This is a genomic window from Alkaliflexus imshenetskii DSM 15055, from assembly GCF_000517065.1.
In the GTDB taxonomy this organism is placed as follows: Bacteria; Bacteroidota; Bacteroidia; order Bacteroidales; family Marinilabiliaceae; genus Alkaliflexus; species Alkaliflexus imshenetskii.
Genome location: NZ_KI912105.1, coordinates 596,874 through 614,897, shown reverse-complemented (window position 1 = coordinate 614,897; position 18,024 = coordinate 596,874). Strand labels below are relative to the sequence as shown.

The 18,024-nt window shown below is 44.4% G+C and carries 12 protein-coding genes; 10 read left to right on the top strand and 2 right to left on the bottom strand.

The genetic code is table 11. From position 1 onward, the window contains the following. Positions 1-12: 12 nt before the first annotated feature. From ALKIM_RS17400 to ALKIM_RS17380, 9 genes are all read left to right on the top strand, one after another. Complete coding sequence (locus ALKIM_RS17400) at positions 13-1,917, top strand: RagB/SusD family nutrient uptake outer membrane protein (RefSeq protein ID WP_162148786.1); 1,905 nt, start codon at positions 13-15, stop codon at positions 1,915-1,917. Positions 1,918-1,937: 20 nt separating this feature from the next. Continuing rightward, the gene (locus ALKIM_RS0102715; protein ID WP_026473310.1) at positions 1,938-3,542 is read left to right on the top strand and encodes a DUF5123 domain-containing protein; all 1,605 of its coding nucleotides are present in this window, start codon (positions 1,938-1,940) and stop codon (positions 3,540-3,542) included. Between the two features lie 151 nt (positions 3,543-3,693). After that, a complete protein-coding gene (locus ALKIM_RS0102710) occupies positions 3,694-5,256 on the top strand; it encodes a pectate lyase (RefSeq protein ID WP_026473309.1) in 1,563 nt (520 codons plus the stop codon). Positions 5,257-5,375: 119 nt separating this feature from the next. Beyond that, positions 5,376-7,256: a pectate lyase family protein gene (locus tag ALKIM_RS19075; protein WP_052345264.1), complete on the top strand. Its 1,881-nt coding sequence runs from the start codon at positions 5,376-5,378 to the stop codon at positions 7,254-7,256. A gap of 67 nt (positions 7,257-7,323) precedes the next feature. After that, positions 7,324-8,508: a glycoside hydrolase family 88/105 protein gene (locus ALKIM_RS0102700; RefSeq protein WP_026473308.1), complete on the top strand. Its 1,185-nt coding sequence runs from the start codon at positions 7,324-7,326 to the stop codon at positions 8,506-8,508. A 255-nt stretch (positions 8,509-8,763) separates the two neighbouring features. Continuing rightward, on the top strand, positions 8,764-10,107 hold the full coding sequence (locus ALKIM_RS17390) for a pectate lyase (RefSeq protein ID WP_235714362.1): 1,344 nt from the start codon (positions 8,764-8,766) through the stop codon (positions 10,105-10,107). A gap of 69 nt (positions 10,108-10,176) precedes the next feature. Beyond that, the gene (locus ALKIM_RS17385) at positions 10,177-11,448 is read left to right on the top strand and encodes a DUF4861 family protein (RefSeq protein ID WP_162148785.1); all 1,272 of its coding nucleotides are present in this window, start codon (positions 10,177-10,179) and stop codon (positions 11,446-11,448) included. 159 nt (positions 11,449-11,607) lie between these two features. Next, on the top strand, positions 11,608-12,399 hold the full coding sequence (locus ALKIM_RS0102685; protein ID WP_044117703.1) for a rhamnogalacturonan acetylesterase: 792 nt from the start codon (positions 11,608-11,610) through the stop codon (positions 12,397-12,399). A gap of 23 nt (positions 12,400-12,422) precedes the next feature. Next, positions 12,423-13,787, top strand: a complete 1,365-nt coding sequence (locus tag ALKIM_RS17380) for a glycoside hydrolase family 28 protein (protein ID WP_084555781.1) — start codon at positions 12,423-12,425, stop codon at positions 13,785-13,787. A gap of 52 nt (positions 13,788-13,839) precedes the next feature. Here the strand turns inward: ALKIM_RS17380 and ALKIM_RS0102675 are convergent, their stop codons facing one another. Continuing rightward, positions 13,840-15,108 carry an MATE family efflux transporter gene (locus tag ALKIM_RS0102675; RefSeq protein ID WP_026473306.1) on the bottom strand — a complete coding sequence of 423 codons (1,269 nt, stop codon included), beginning with the start codon at positions 15,106-15,108 and terminating at the stop codon, positions 13,840-13,842. A 709-nt stretch (positions 15,109-15,817) separates the two neighbouring features. Between ALKIM_RS0102675 and ALKIM_RS0102670 the strand changes: the two genes are divergently transcribed. Then, the gene (locus ALKIM_RS0102670) at positions 15,818-16,885 is read left to right on the top strand and encodes a serine hydrolase domain-containing protein (RefSeq protein WP_026473305.1); all 1,068 of its coding nucleotides are present in this window, start codon (positions 15,818-15,820) and stop codon (positions 16,883-16,885) included. A gap of 661 nt (positions 16,886-17,546) precedes the next feature. Here the strand turns inward: ALKIM_RS0102670 and ALKIM_RS0102665 are convergent. After that, positions 17,547-18,023, bottom strand: a complete 477-nt coding sequence (locus ALKIM_RS0102665) for an FKBP-type peptidyl-prolyl cis-trans isomerase (protein ID WP_262480529.1) — start codon at positions 18,021-18,023, stop codon at positions 17,547-17,549. Between the last annotated feature and the right edge of the window lies 1 nt (position 18,024).

The window sequence follows — 18,024 nt, the reverse complement described above, 5'->3', positions numbered from 1 at the left end:
AACAGAATGATTATGAAGAGGATATATTTTTTCAGTCTTTTGGCATTGTTGTTTACACTACTGCCAGCTTGCGAAGACTACCTTGAAACAACATCACTGTCGTCGCAGGCGGTGGACGTAACTTTTGAATCGGTTAACGATGCCAACCTGGCTCTCTTAGGTGCATACGCACTCTTAAATGAAGATGCAATGTACTCAAGCCGTATGAGCTTGTTTTGGATGACCAATACCGATATCGAGATAACTTCTTTCGGTGCTGCCGATTACAAAAATGCCGACCGTAGAGGTTTGAGCAACTATTTTTCGCGTCCTACCATGGATATGGCTGATATCACCAATCCCTGGAACACCATCTACCGTGCCATCGAGCGCTTGAATCTGGTTATTGCCAACGTTCCAAAAAGTTCGCTTGTTGCAGCTGAAACTGCGGATGCACGCAGAATGTGGACTTTCTACGCTGAAGCATTAACTATGCGTGCATTGCTTTATACTGAGTTGGTTCGTAACTGGGGCGATGTGCCTTTCCGTATCGAGCCTGCCAGTGACCAGACTTTCTATCTGCCCAGAACCGACAGAGATGAGATTTATGAGCAATTAATTGCTGACCTGGACGAGGCCGAAGCGCTTTTACCATGGGTTGGTGAAGCCGGATATTCAACTGTTGAGCGTGCCACCAAAGGTTTCGCCAAAGGATTGAAAGCCCGCATTGCGCTTTACCGCGCCGGTTACTCATTGCGTGCCGATGGTGTTACCCGCCAGGGTTCAAATCCTGAAGTTTATTACGCCATCGCCAAAAAAGAGACTCAGGAACTGATTGATGCAGGTGTACATGGCTTGAATCCCAATTTTCATGACTATTTCATCATGCAGACCCGCCATCAGGTGGATGTGAACTATCGCGAGAGTTTGTTTGAGGTAGGTTTCGGAATTGGTCGTAGTGGCGAGGTTGGTTATAGCAACGGTACCCGTTTCAATGGCGTTAACGCTTTTGCCGGTCGTGGAACCCAGGGTTATATCAATACATCTCCTGTATTCTTCTACTCTTTTGACCCCCAGGATTCACGTCTTAAGCCTACTGTCGAAATTTTTGTGTACGACAATGTGTTGCAGGAGAGTTCTGCCGGACCTGTTGGTTACCGTCAACGCATTGTGAGCAATCCAAAAGATTATCGTATTGGCAAGTGGTCTATTAAGTATCTTACCGGAGCTGCCCTTTCAGGAAGCATCGGTACCGACCAGAAATATTTCAATGGCATCAACTGGCCCATCATGCGTATGTCAGATGTATATCTGATGTTTGCCGAAGCTGAATACCGTCTCAACGGAGCTTCTGCCGACGCCAAAGAAGCGCTTAAAGTGGTTCGCCGCAGGGCTTTCCCTACCGACCAGTGGAGCACGAAAGTAGACCAGTATGTGGATAATCTGGGTGGTACTTCATTCTTCAACGCCATTGTTGATGAGCGTGCATGGGAACTAGCAGGTGAAGGCGTACGTAAGTATGACCTGGTTCGCTGGAATCTTCTTGGTCAGAAATTGACTGAGTTTAAAACTGAGAACTCAAATCTGGCGGTAAATGGCGTGCTTCCTGCCCGCCTCAATAACAGCGGCATATCTGTGCCATCGCGCTTATACTATAAGTTCGATACCAGCGGTGTTTACCCTGAAATTGATTACAGCTCTGCCAATTTCTATGCACCGGTAAGTGAAGTGCCGGCTCCCGGTTCAGGATATTATGACATACAATGGTATCCGCTTAGCCTAACCAACCAGACTGCCTATATTCAGGATTGGATAAATTATCTTAACGAAGGATATGATCCTGAGGTAAACAACCATTTATTTGCATTCCCATCTGAAGTGGTAGCTACTTCGGGAGGTCTTTGGGCCAATGATGCGTACTGGACTAAGCTTCCTTAATTATTTAAAAGATTAGAATTATGAAGAAGATATTAAATATAAAAGTGTATCTGATGGCATTGTTGGCATTCTCATTTATGCTAACAAGTTGTGACGATGACAACGAGGAGGATTTGAAAGCTCCCCGAATATTCCGTCCCACCGCAGTGGAAGCTTCAGTTGACAGGGTGAATGCAAAAATTTCATGGGGATCGGTACCTGGCGCGGTTTCCTATACCTTGCAGCTCTTCCTGGATGAGGTAAAGGTTTATGAAGTTACCACCGAAGAGACTTTTTATCAGTTTACTGAATTGAATGGCGGTGCTACTTACGTGGCCAAAGTGATGGCCAATGCCAAGGACGCCTCTATGAATTCAAGACTTGCCGATGTGGAGTTTTCCATTCCGGTAGAAAACCTGTTTAATAATTTCCGTGTGTACAACGGTGTGGTTGATGTGCGCACTGTACATGTACAGTGGCAACCGGGTAATACTGTTACGCATCTTTCACTTGTTTCAGCTGGCGAAACGCTTCTTGTAGAAGTGTCGGAGGCTGAGCGTGAGGCAGGAATGAAACAGGTGCAGGTGGCTGAAAACAATGTGCAATACACCATCTCACTTATCAATAACGAGAATGTACGTGGTACCCTCAGCTTAAAAGTTGAAGGTGACGTATTCCTGAAGGATGGTGATGACATCACTGCTGCCATTGCTTCGGCTTCAAATGGGCAGGTGATTGTACTGCAATCAGGTAGCACTTTTGTGCACGAAGGAACCTGGACAATGGTTTCTGGGGTAAGCCTTACCATTAAAGGTGGGCCGGGTCTTGTGAAACCAGTGTTTGCCTTCAATGCCATTTCAGGTTCTACTTGTATCAGCCAGGCCGATCCAGGTGTGGATTACCTGAGAATTGACAATATTGAGCTTACAGGAGCGCCCGCCGGCGATAAGAGTGCTGCGCCTGCATTGTGGCATCCTCACTTTATCAACAAAAATGGTGCGGGTGGTTTTAACGAGATGGTTATTGAAAATTCAATCATTTCAATGTTTGGACGTAACTTTATCCGCTATCGTTCTACCTCTCACATGGATAAGTTGACAATCCATAACTCAATTGTGAATTTTACCGGTGCTACTTCTGATTATGCGGTGGTTGTAATGGAAAATGATTCGTACATCAATGAGATTGTTTACAGCAACAGTACATTTGTAGGAAGCAACCGTGGATTGGTGCGCAACAACTCCAATATTCCAAACGCTTTGTTCCATCTGAAAAACTGTACCGTAAATGATTTCTGCGATGCAGGACGTTTCATGGTTGAACTAAAATCACCCATTGCTTCGGTGGTGTTTGAGAACTCTATTTTGGGCAAAACCCGTGGCGCAGTTTGGAATGCTGAAGCCAATACAGGTGGTGTGTTTGGTATGTCGCCTGTGGATGGTGCTGTGTTCTCTTCACCCGGTTCGTATGCTTTGAGTGATTTCTCTCAGAACCTTTCCGAAGTTGGTCAAACCCGTAAGATTGATGTGCCTTCTTATGGCCGTCCGTCTGGCGATGTATTCCAAAATCCCGACAATGTAGATTACCGCATTAAGGATACCGCTTTTGGTGGTCGCGGAACAGCCGGAGACCCACGCTGGTGGTAATTAAAATATACAAAGCAGGGAGCGGACTATAGGTGCGCTTCCTGTTTTGTGTTTTATGATAAATATTTTTAACGACGCTTCTGCCGGGTTAAAGTGTTGCCAGGTTGGTGGAGATGGCCGTTGATCGTTAACAGATAATAAGTTTTGAAGTATGAAACGACTTCTTTTTAAATTACCCTTGTGGTTGTTGGTTGCCATGTTGTCATTTGCTGTAATGAGTTGTAGCAAGGATGATGATTTGGATGATGTGGAAATTGTAGATCCTGTAGGTAATGATGATGACGACGATGAGAACAATGAATTTCCCGGTCCTGATGGTCCGGTAGCTGCTTTCCCAGGTGCTGAAGGGGGGGGTATGTACACTACAGGTGGCCGTGGCGGCACCGTATATGTAGTGACAAGTCTTGAAGATCCGGCATGGGCTGGCCCGGGTACCCTGCGCTATGCGGTGGAACGTTCCGGAGCCAGAGTAGTAGTTTTTAATGTGGCAGGCACAATTCGTTTAAGCCGTGCCTTGAACATCAACAATGGCAATATCACCATAGCCGGTCAAACTGCGCCTGGCGATGGCATTACCATACGGGATTTTCCTGTACAGGTGCGTGCCAATAATGTGATTATTCGCTTTATCAGATTCCGTATGGGTGATGAGCGAGCTGTGGAAGGTGATGCCCTCGAAGGTCAAAACCGCCGGGATATTATCATCGACCATTGTTCCATCAGTTGGGGTACCGATGAGGTGTCGTCCTTTTACGATAACACCAACTTCACCATGCAATGGAGCATTATCTCCGAAAGCTTGAACAATTCCGTTCATGAAAAAGGTCTGCACGGTTATGGTGGCATCTGGGGTGGAAAGAATGCATCTTTTCATCACAACCTGATTGCGCATCACCGCAGCCGTACCCCGCGTATGAATGGCAGTCGCTATTCAAACGATCCTGTAAACGAAAAAGTCGATTTCCGAAACAATGTGCTCTATAACTGGGGTGATGCCAATGGGGCACATGCCGGTGAAGGGGGTTCATATAACATCGTGAACAACTATTATAAACCCGGTCCTGTTACAGCCACCAAAAATAATCTGGTTAACCGCATCTTTGAGGCCAATGGTGACAATGGCGCCAATCGCCAGCCCAAAGGTGTTTGGGGTGTATTCTATGTGAATGGAAACTATATTGACGATACCGGTTCTTATCTCACTTCAACACATCGTATATCCATTGCCAGCGCCAACAGCGATAACTGGAATGGGTTCTATGTGAATACGGGTGCCGCTCCGCTTCCCGAGGGAGGGGTAAGCAGCATCAAGTCTACCACCGAGTTCAACATGCCTTTTGTAACCACACATACTGCTTCCGAAGCTTATGCGCAAGTGCTGGCTCGCGCCGGTGCGTCAATAAGTCGCGATGCTGTGGACATACGCATTGTGAATGATGTGGAAACAGGATCCTATCAGTTTCAGGGATCAAAGGGCAGTCGCCTTGGACTGATTGACTCACAGTCGGATGTGGGTGGCTGGCCAGAGTTGAGCCCCGGCGAAGCCTGGGTTGATACCGATGGTGATGGCATGCCCGACGCCTGGGAAATTGCTAATGGACTCAATCCCAACGATGCGTCTGACGCCTGGAAATACAATCTGGATGAGACTTATCCAAATCTTGAAGTCTATCTGAACAGCATTGTCAGCAGTAAGTTTGGTTCAGATAACTAGCATTATAAAGGGTGCCATGGGATGCCTCTGTGAACGCATCCCATGGTAAATCCTTAAAATCATTCTTTTTATCAAACCAAATAGTTCAGCTTTTGTGTAATGCTAATTTCGAGTTGCGAATGAAAAAAATCTACAAAATATTATTTCTACTGCTAGGTGTCACGCTTGTATCACAAGCCAATGCCGAAGTGAAAAAGATTTACACCGGTGAATCCGGTTTTTGTTCCGTTGTTGGATTTATTGACAGAGGGGTTGCGGGGTTTGAAAGTCCGCAGGGCTATGCCAACGTGAACAATGCGGAGGGCGCCTATATCTTATGGAGTGTGGATGCCGCCCAGGCAGGCACTTACCAAATGCGTTTGCGCTACGCTTTTGGCGGATGGAACAATCCTCGTAACGGACGCCTCATGATCAACGAATCGGTGGAAGCTGCCATTATTGAGTTTGTTCATACAGGTGCATGGACCAACTGGGCATATACCGACTATTTTTCTATCGAATTGAAGGAGGGTGTCAATAAAATCCGATTGGTGGCCATGTTATCAACCGGCTTGCCTAACACCGATTTTCTTGAGCTTACTGGCGAAGGTTTAGCAGGTGCCGAGTGTCTGCCTTCGTACACTTTATCGGTAGGTAAAAACATTGAAGATGCTGGCTCTATCACTTATGAGCCTGTGCAATCTTACTATGACGAGGGTACTCTAATCACCGTAAGGGCTACTGCCAACGAGGGAAACTTTTTTCACAGCTGGTCCGGAAATGCGCCATCAACAGAGTGGGAGCATACTTTTGCTATTTCTGATAACTCCGTTGTTACAGCAATGTTTTATCCCGAAGGTACTACCATGAATCCTGATATTATTGGATATGCTGCCATTCAGGATGATTTGGGTACGCCATTTTTGCTCATTGGTGGTCAGTTAGGGCGCACCGTACTTGCCACCAACAAAGAGGAGCTTGAGAACTATCTCGATAGCGATGAGCCGCTTGTGGTAACTGTTGACCGCAAAATAACAGGAACTGGCCAGGTAAAAATACGCTCTGATAAAACGCTTATCGGCATCACGGATGATGCACATATTGAGGGCATCATGATGCAAATAACCAACGCGCAAAACATCATTATTCAAAACATGACATTTTCGCACGTGATTCAATATGACTTGATTGAGATTACCCATGGTTCGCGAAATATCTGGATTGATGGCTGTGAATTTTATAACGACAGGGATCACCACCAGGATTATTATGATGGGCTGCTCGACATAAAAAATGGCGCCACACACATCACCATCTCACGCAGCGTTTTTCATGATCACTTTAAGTCGGTGCTCATAAGTTCCGGCGACGGGCAAACCAATGATCATGTGATTCGTATCACGATGCATCACAACTACTTCTATAACCTTGGAAGCAGAATCCCCAGTATCCGTTTCGGCAAAGCACACATCTTTAATAACTACTATAAAAATTGTGGCGATGGCATCAATTCACGAATGGGTGCTTGCGTGCGCATCGAAAACAACTTTTTTGAGAATGTGGGCAAAGCCATACACATTGATTACAGTATTGAGGGCGGTTACTTGCAGGTGATAGACAATGTTTTTCAGTCGAGTAGCTACATTACAAGTCCCGAATGTGTTCTTGATGTGCCTTATGCTTATGAGCATCTTTTGGTGGAAGCTTCGGCTTTGCCTGCGCTTCTGGGCGATAAGGCGTCATCGGTTGGCGGAGAGACAACCTTAGCTGTTGATTCAGAGATTTTCCCAAATCCGGTTAAAAATCAACTGAATCTATACATCAATTTGCCCCAGACCATGGCTGTCTCGGTGGATCTCTATTCTCTTTCGGGTGTGCGGATGAGCGGCATCGCAAAGAAAAACTACCCTGCCGGACAAAGTAAGCTGGTTATCAACACAGAAGGGATTAAGCAAGGTGTATATTTCATAAAGGTAAACGCCGGTTTGGGAAGCCAAACAGTAAAATTTATAGTGGAATAAAATTATAATTAACTCTTTGATTTTTACAAAGATGTTATCTCTGGTATAACTTGAAAAACAATAATCAATGAAGAAACTAATTTTTGCAATTGCAGCGTTGTTTTTACTGGTTGCTGTGCCCGGTTGCGGAAGCGGCAGCAATTCAGCCGGTAAGAGCCAGGAGAAGTGGTCAGTACGCATGGCCAATACCTTGATGGTGCAGTACGATACGCTCCTGAAAATGGACGGCGGCCGTATACGTTGGCAGTACGATGTCTCTTTTGTGGGACAGGCCATTGATAAACTTGGCGATTTAGACCCTAAATACTCCAAGTACATGGAGGATTACATCAATTTCTTTGTGCGTGAAGATGGTACCGTGCATCGCTATCGTGTTGAAGAGTATAACATTGACCGCATCAATCCGGCCAAAAACCTTATTACGCTATATAAGCGTACGGGCGAAAAGAAATACCGCGATGCCATTGAACTGCACATTCAGCAAATGCGCGAACACCCCAAAACCGAGTCGGGTGGTTTCTGGCATAAAAAAATCTATCCCAATCAAATCTGGCTCGATGGTTTGTATATGGCATCTCCATTTCTGGCACAATATGCCAAGGAATTTAACGCGCCCGAATGGTTCGATTTGGTAACCAAAGAGATTAAACTCGCTTATCAGGTTACGCTGGATGAGAATACCGGCTTGCTTTATCATGCTTATGATGAGAGCCGTGAAATGGGTTGGGCCAATCCTGAAACAGGTCAATCGCCTCATTTCTGGGGGCGTGCGATGGGATGGTACACCATGGCCATTGTGGATGTTTTGGATTTCCTTCCAAAAAATCATCCTGATCGTGATTCCATCATTACAATTCTACAGAATGTGTCTGAGGCTTTGCTGAAGGTGCGTGACCCGGAAACCGGTCTCTGGTTTCAGGTGTTGGATTTGGGCGACAAGGATGGTAATTACGTAGAAGGTTCTGGTTCTGCCATGTTTGCCTATGTGTTTGCCAAAGGTGCCAAAAATGGTTACCTCGACAAAAAATATTGGGATATTGCCAACACTACTTTTGATGGCATAATCGAACATCTGATTGTGGAGCAGGAGGATGGCCTTATCATCATGAAAAACATTGTGGGGCCAACCGGATTGGGAGGCAATCCATACCGCGACGGTTCTTACGAATATTACATTAGCGAAACTATTGTTGACAACGACCCAAAAGGTACGGCGCCATTCATTATAGCTGCGCTTGAACTCGACAGGTAAGGTCATCTTTGGCTTGCGCCGGAAATGCATATACAGCGCAGGCATACGCTGTTTGTAGTTAAGAGATAGATGGAGTGTTTTTTCCGGAGACTGACCCGGAGCACCTATTTATTTGGCATCTTAGGTTTTAATCTATTCCAAAAGATGAAATATTATTTAAATCAGGTTTGTTAATCCAAAACGGGACTGAGTCGAATGTCTGATGGCAACGGTTCAGTCTCGTTTTGTTTTCATATCCCTATCTACGCATCTACTATGTACACTAAATCCATTACATTCATAATCGTTGCTGCTGCCATAATACTGGCTTCGTGTGGTGCAGCCAATCATTCGTCATCACAAAAAGAGGTTGCCTTTCCGGGTGCCGAAGGCGCAGGAAAATACACTACCGGCGGACGCGGTGGTTTTATCTATAAGGTCACCAATCTGGACGATGCCGGACCGGGAAGTTTACGCTATGGCATACAGATGAAGGGTGCCCGTACCATTGTGTTTGATGTGGCTGGCAATATCCAGCTCGACAGCATGCTCTATATCGACCAGGGCGATTTAACCATTGCAGGGCAGTCGGCTCCAGGTTCCGGTATTTGCATCACCGGACATGGTGTTCGCATTCGCGCCAACAATGTCATCATGCGTTACATTCGTATGCGGCCGGGCGATATTTTTCCGCTCGAGCAGGATGCTCTCACAGGCATCAATCATAAAGACATTATCATCGATCATTGCAGCATGAGTTGGGGTAACGACGAAGTATTATCCCTCTATAACATCGAAAATCTGACCGTTCAATGGTCCATTGTGAGCGAGGCACTCAACGATTCTCACCATCACAAAGGAGAACATGGTTATGGTGGTATTTGGGGCGGTAACAAAGCCACTTTCCATCACAATCTGGTGGCACACAACAACAGTCGCAACCCCCGTTTTCAGGGAGGACGCCGTTTGCGGGATGGACAACAGGAGATGGTGGAGATGGTTAACAACGTGGTCTACAACTGGCAATCGAAGGCAGCCTATGGCGGCGAAGAGGGCTTTTACAATATGATTGGTAACTATTTTAAACCCGGACCGGCTACAAACAACAGCGAGCGGGAGCTGTTTCTCGAACCTTATGCGCCATTGGGAAAATTCTATCTTCATGGCAATGTGATGCATGGCAGTGACAGGGTTACTGAAAATAATCTGCTTGGCGTTAACACCCGCAGGGGAGAACTGGATGATATGGTAGTGTTTGAGCCTTATATTGTTTCCGATTTTGTGGCCGTTTCTGCACAAGATGCTTACGATGCAGTGCTTAAATATGCCGGAGCCAGCCATTTTAGAGATGCCCTTGATGCGCGTGTCATTGAGGAGGTGCGCACTGGAACGTACACTTTTGGTGATCGAGGCATTATCAACGGACAAGATGAAGTGGGCGGTTGGCCTTATCTGGAACCCGGGACACCCATGATTGATACCGACGGCGACGGCATGCCCGATGAGTGGGAAGTTGCCAATGGATTAGACCCAAATAATCCCAATGACCATGCGGGTTATAATCTTTCCAATCAATATACCAATATTGAGGTTTATCTCAATGGCCTTGTGGCACGATAGCAGACATGCACTGGTTTTGAAATGTCTGAAGGTGTTCAAATTGTATTGAAATTTTATAAATTATCAGAAATGAAAATAGAATCACGAAAAATACTATCTCTTTTTGTATTGCTGTTGATGGCTGCATGTGTATCGGTGCGTCAGGGTGCTCCAGTGGTGCGTCACAACGGTGTGTTGCAGTTTGTTGTTCAGTTAAACAACCCTGCTTCAAACGATTTATCCGGCGTTCATCAGGTTGCATTAACTGCTGATCAGACCCGTAAACTGAAACACGCTCAAGGTACTTTATATGCGGTAACACCTCTGGGAATTGTGCCGGCTGAGCTGTCTGACAGCAACGGTGATGGCCGGTTGGATGTGCTTGTAGTTGAAGCAATGATTCCGGCTGGCGGGGCAGTTGCACTCTCCGTTTATGCAGGCAATCCGGGCGATGTGGAATTTGTGAAAAAAACTCAGGCCGAACTCTGGCACCGCACAACGGGCAACTGGCGCAACGGCGTTTACCGGGGTGGCGGCAACTTTTTCAGATTTGATTCACTGCGTGTACCCGATGGTTTCACTGATCATACCTATTTCATAAAATATGAAGGGCCGGGTTGGGAGTCCGACAAGGTTGGATACCGCATGTATCTCGATTGGCGCAATGCCAACGATGTGTTTGGCAAAAAAATTACCGATATGGTGCTTCAGGATGTGGGGGTTGATGGTTTTGAAACGTATCACCACATGGCCGATTGGGGCATGGATGTGCTCAAAGTGGGTCGTTCTCTTGGTATTGGTTCCATTGCCTGGTTTGATGGCGAAAAGGCTGTGCGCGTTGAGAAAACTGACAGCGTAATGTGTAAAATCGAAGCCGATGGGCTTATTCGCTCGCAGGTAAAAACATGGTATTATGGCTGGCAAACCGGTGAAACAAAAAATAACCTTATCTCGCTAAAAACCATTGATGCCGGTAGCAGAATGACACGTGAATTACTCACATTTGATACTCCACAGCATAATGTGGCCACTGGTTTTATCATCGAAAAAGGTATTGACATGTTTGAGATGACTTCTGCCAACGGAAAATGGCGTGCCATCGCTTCGTGGGGCGAACAAAGCCTGGCTGGCGATAACATGGGGTTGGCAGTTTTATTTCCTGCCCATCAAAACGGGCGCGTAACAGCCGACAGGCTCAGCCATCTGGTGGTGTTCGAAAAGCCGCTGACAACCGTGGAGTATTACTTCCTGGCAGCCTGGGAGCAGGAGCCGGATGGTGTCACCACATTTGAGGCTTTCAAAGCCTATTTGCAGCAAAGCCTCGATGTGCTTGAAAATCCTGTTCAGGCATCGGTACAGTAATCAGAATGACTAAAGAGAGAGCCGGGTGGAATCTCTTTTCTGCCACTGCGCTCTCTTCCCTGAATTGTTCATCATCCAGTTCGCAAGTGTATATATATCAGCATTGTGGCCGGATTTATAGTGGTTCACTCTCTGTTTAAACAAAAAAAATAAATAGCCATGCGGTTAATTCTACTCTATCTGATTGTTTTGCTCATTGCCGGTTGTACCAACGTTGAAAAACGAAAGCACACCACCATATTTTTGATTGGCGACAGCACTGTTGCTGATTACACCCTCGAAGAGGACTATATGAAACGCCGACATCCAGTTGCCGGGTGGGGACAAGAGTTCCCTCAGTTTATGGTACCCGACAGCCTCAAGAAACTACGCAATTTAGTCGCCACGCCCAATGTGGTGGTCGACAACCGGGCAAAGGGTGGGCGAAGCACACGTACCTTTTTTCAGGAGGGAAGATGGCGTAGTGTTTTCGAGGCTTTGCAGCCCGGCGACCTGGTCCTGATTCAGTTTGGTCATAATGACCAATCGGAGGAGAAAACGGAGCGTTATGTGCCTGTGGATGGGTACAAAGAGTTTTTGAGATTGTATGTGAGCCAGACGCGCGAAAAAGGTGCCATGCCCATATTGCTTACGCCGGTGGCTCGCAACTATCCCTGGAGGGACAACCACCTGGAAAATGTGCACGGCGATTATCCCAATGCAATGAAAGAGATTGCTGCTGAAATGTCGGTGCCGCTAATCGACTTAAACCATCTCTCCATGAAACATTTTTCAAAGGTGGGTCGTGACTATGTTACAGTGAAGTATTTCATGAATCTGGATGCCGGTATTTATCCTGCCTATCCCAACGGACAGCGCGACAACACCCATTTTCAGCCCGAGGGAGCTAAGGCGGTGGCACAGCTGGTGTTTAATGCTTTGCAGTCCATTGCCAAATTTGATTGTAATTAGATATAACTACAACATCTGTTATTATGAAAAATTATCTGTTCATATTCCTCTTAACCATGGCATTTGGTATCATGTGTGGATGTGCCGGTGATGGAGACGTTAATGCGCGCTTCGATACCAAAGAGGAGATTCTGGCACGTATCAAGCCACCAGTGATTCCCCAAAGGAGCTTTTTAATTACCGATTTTGGCGGGGTGGGTGATGGTGTTACAAATAGCAAACCGGCCTTTGACAAAGCCATGGCGGCATCAGAAGAGGCTGGTGGCGGCCGCATCGTAGTGCCGGCTGGAGACTACTTTATGGAAGGGCCAATTCATTTTGTGAGTAATACGGATTTGCATCTGGCCGAGGGGGCACGTCTCTTCTTTAGCAGTGAACCTGCCCACTATTTGCCGGTAGTACCCACAAGCTGGGAAGGTACGCTGCTTTATAACTACAGCCCGTTTATCTATGCTTATCAGTGCGAGAACATCGCCATTACCGGTAGTGGAGTCATTGATGGTGAGGCCTCTGATACGTGGCAACTTTGGCGCGAGATACAGCGCGAAAGCCAGCTACTGTCTCGTCAAATGAACAACGATCAGGTGCCTGTGGCACAACGCATCTTTGGTGATGGCCATTACCTGCGCCCACACCTCATTCAGTTTTACGATTGCCGTAACATCCTGGTGGAAGATGTGAAAATTGAAGATTCACCATTCTGGTGTCTGCATTTGCTCATGTGTCAGAATGTAACTGTGCGCGGCATTCGTTTCGATGCGCAAAATAAAAACAACGACGGCATCGACCCTGAATACTCTGAGGATGTGCTCATAGAAAATGTGGTTTTCAACAATGCTGATGACAACGTAGCCATCAAAGCAGGACGCGATTTGGAAGGTCGGACCATTGGGCGAAGCACCAAAAACATCATTGTGCGTAACTGTAAATTGCTGGGTTTGCATGGTATTGTAATCGGCAGCGAAATGGCCGCCGGGGTACACAATGTATTTGTGGAAAACTGCGAAGCCATTGGTTACCTGAAGCGCGGTCTTTACATCAAATCAAACCCCGACCGTGGCGGCGAAATATCCAATATTTTCTTCCGAAACGTAAAGCTTGATAAAGTGGAAGATGCCTTTTTTATCACCTCTTTCTACCATCAGGAGGGCAAGGGGCATGTCACGCACATTCACAATATTTTTGTGGAGGATGTGTATTGTCGCGAGGCCACCGCCGCCGGTATTGTCATACACGGGTTTCCTGAGAAGAAGGTGCACAACATCCATTTCACCAATGTAACCATCGAACAGGCTCAAATTGCTTTCGATTTGCAGGAAGCACGCAACATAATCCTCGAAGATGTATCCATTGGAGGTCAGGCCGGGCCGCCATCGTGGGTGCAGTGATTGCGTAATGCTGCTCTAGTTGTCTCTTTTACTGATGGTAAACAGCGTTGTTTCAGCTAATAACCTGCCGCAGGTTTTGGTAATATGTCTTAAATGTTGAGATGCTGAACAGATGTTTTAAAATGGAGTACTTAAAATTCTTAACCAAAAAGTGGTTGTAGATTATAATTGTGGCTATACAACCAATATTGGTAGCTAAAGCAGCACCGGCAGCCGATAAGGAAGGAATAAACAAATATGCAAAACCAAGAATTATCACCATACCGGTTAAGTTCGCCATTACATTTATGTGATGTTTCCCGGTTGCAGCAAAATAAAACTCAAAAATGAATGACTGACCAAATAATAGTGATGCAGGTAATAGCAGAACCAACAGGTTTTTTAGGTTGTAAAAGTCGCTGCCAAATAAATAGGTATAAAAGGTGGATGGAATAAATACCAATGCGGCAAGAGCCACTGCTTGTATCCAAAATGAAGCGTATGTGAAGGTCTGAAACAACTCTTTATGTTGATTCGATTTGGTATTTAACATCCTGGAATAAAATACTACCGATAAACTTTTACTTATTATCCAAACCGATTCTGAGATAGATATCGCATTTGTATAAACACCCAGATTGCTTACTTCATCAAAATGGTTCAAAATATAGTACGTGACTCTGAAACTCAACAATTGGAGTATAGTTGTAATTTGGTGCAGAAAGCCATAGCGAAACATGTCAATCAGGTCCTTAATAAGGCTGTTTAGCTTAAGGCGTATTTGCTCCTTAAAAATAAGAACCAATCCTTTTAGGCTAAATAATAAAAGTATTAGAAAACTATACAATAAACTGTGTATATAGTCATCGATGGTGAAGGTTTGTTTAGAGTAATAAAATAATAGGATAAACAGAATTTTTGAGATGGGCTGGCTAATCAAAGCCAGATTGAAATAAATCAGTTTTTCCTTGATGATGAAGATGGATAAGTTGTTGCTTACCAGTGAAGAACAGAAGCAAGTAATGGTGGCATAAAGTACATATTCCGGGTTGATGAGTTGGGTGTATTTTAAGGAAAAATATAACAGAGGTATCGATATGAAGGACCATAAATAGACAATCATAAAGTAGTTTAAGGATGGCTTTCTCCGATACAGATAAGTGACAGGCATTAAACCCAGAATGCTGATGAGTGTGATTGAAAGTCCTATTGTTGTGAAATATATTCCTTGAATACCTTTACCTTCTGCCCCTAACCAATTGGATACCAATACCGCTATTAAGAGACTGATAATTCCTGTCAGAATTTTAGTTATAAAGGTGGAAAATATTTTCTTTAACATGCTGTTGATTAGATGTTTTCTGGCCTTACAAATACCTGGATTGATTAGATGCTGTGTTTATTATTTGTGTAGGTTAAAAGTATCAATTTATTCTATTAAATCTCATCTGTAGAATGACCTATATCGTGGAAATGGACAGAAAAAATACGTTCTTGCATCGTCCGTTGACAGATGAATGGATTAAATCCGTCCTTATAAAATGTACCGAGCCTACGGCTCTCATTTTTCTGATTGTTTCTATTTAAGGATGGATTAAAATCCATCCCTATAACACATATTCGAGCCTACGGCTCTTAAGAACGGCATACAACCAGTAATATTTTTTGAAGTTCCGGAATAACACAGAATATTAAAGGCCGGATTTTAATTTGGTTTAATATCCATCCCTACAACATGTATCCGAGCCTACGGCTCTTAAGAATGGCATACAATCAGCAATGTTTTTTTGAAGTTCCGTAGGAACGCAGGATGTTATAGGCCGGATTTTAATCCGGTTATTGCAGATAGTCAAGTTAAGTTGAGTTCCGTAGGAACGGCGCATATAACTCCATATATGTTTATCTCATCGATATTGTCGCCTGTTTCTGTAATGGTATGTCAAATGTAAAATCACAGGTAGTAAACCAATGCAAACCGGCAAAAAAATGTCATAACTTTGGTTCAGCGATTTTAATTCTAAACAATCAAATTCTAAAATATGCCTTTAAACATGAGACTACTGGCTTATACTTTAATTACCCTTTTTCTGGTTCAGGGTTGTAGTAAAGAGGAGGACAATTCTTCATCTGCATTAAAATCAATGTACTTTCCACCACTCACTGGCAATGAATGGGAAACAAAAACCATTGCCAGTTTAGGATGGAACCAAAATGCTGTTCAACCTTTAATGGAATTCCTAATTCAAAAACACACAAAATCGTTTATGATATTGGTGGATGGGAAAATAGTAATGGAAGAATACTTTGATGGGCACACCTCATCAACCCAATGGGAGTGGAATAGCGCTGGAAAAACCTTAGTGGCTACAACCATAGGAATTGCTCAGCAGGAAGGTTTTTTGAATAAAAACAATAAAGCTTCAGACTATTTGGGGGCTGGATGGACAAATATGCCAATAGAAAAAGAGGATTTAATAACCGTTAAACATCTGCTTTCTATGACTTCGGGCATAGATGATACAAAACAATTGACAATAAAACCCAACCTGACTTATGTTGCTGATGCTGGAACGAGATGGGCCTATGGGAATGTTTTTCAAAAATTGACTGATATCACTGCTAATGCCGCCAATAAAAACTTTGAAACCTATTTTAATGAGAAACTGAAGAACAAGATAGGAATGGATGGTCATTGGAATTTTGGTTTGATTTTCACAATATACCATAGTACCGCAAGAAGTATGGCTCGATTTGGTCTCTTGGCTCTCAATAAGGGGAAATGGGAAAGTGAACAAATTGTTGAGGCGCAATTTTTTACAGAAAGTTGCAATTCATCTCAAAATTTGAATCCATCCTACGGATACTTATGGTGGCTCAATGGAAAAATCAAATATATGTTACCTGGAGACCAAGCTATATTCACAGGTCCGCTAATTCCGAATGCTCCCAATGATATGTTTGCAGCCATGGGCGCAAAAGACCAGCGCATATATGTTGTTCCAAGCAGAAATATGGTTGTTGTTAGAATGGGAAATGCCTCTGACCCGGCAAACCCAAATTTTGCTGTTTCAGGTTTGGATAATGAACTTTGGTCTAAATTAAGCGCTCTAATAAATTAATTTTAGGATGGATTAAAATCCATCCCTATAACATCGATTCGAGCCTACGGCTCTTAAGAATGGCATACAAGCAGTAATATTTTTTGAAGTTCCGTAATAATACAGAATATTAAAGACCGTATTTTAATTTTGTTTATAATCCATCCCTATAACATAGATTCGAGCCTACGGCTCTTAAGAATGGCATACAACCAGTAATATTTTTTTTGAAGTTCCATAGTAACACAGAATATTAAAAGCCGGATTTTAATTTGGTTTAATATCCATCCCTACAACATGTATTCGAACCTACGGCTCTTGAAAACGGCGTACAATCAGCAATATTTTTTTGAAGTTCCGTAGGAACGCAGAATGTTATAGGCCGGATTTTAATCCGGTTATTGCAGATAGTCAAGTGAAGTTGAGTTCCGTAGGAACGGCACATATAACTCCATAGAAGTTTATCTCAGCGTTATTGTCGCCTGTTACCACAATGGAATGTCAAACGTAAATGGACGCGTTGTAAACTATATTAGGTAGCCTATGCTCTCCCATTGTGGTAGCCTATGCACTTCCATAGTGGTAGCCTATGCTTACCCATAGTGGGTGTAACTACTGTTTGCGGTTCACGAGTTTTAGGCCAGCAACCAGTGCATAATGCTCAAGGTTGTTATATAACATCTTAGCGGATGCTCATAAGCCTTATGTCGAAATGCAGTACTGCATTGGGTGGGATTTTATTACCGGTGCCTTTACGCCCCCATGCCAACTCGGCGGGAACCCAAAATTTGTACCGGCTACCGGCCGACATCAGTTGAAGCCCCTCTTGTAGTCCTTCAATCAATTCATTCATGGCAACGGTGGATGTTTGGTTGAGCCGATAGGTATCTTCCAGTAACGTGCCATTAAGCAGCAGTGCCCTCTGATGTATTTCTACTGTACTCCACTCGTCGGGTTTGGCGCCGTCTGTCTGCTCCACCACCATGTATTGAAGGCCGCTTTCGGTCTCAATTACACCCTCTTTTTTGGCATTCATTTCCAGAAAATCCTCACCACTTTTTCTGTTGTTGCCTGCCGAACCTTTGCTTCTTTGTTTCTTCTCTCTGTTTGCCATTTCTGTAAATAAAGCGAGGGCTTCACATCTGCGCAAAGCCCTCACA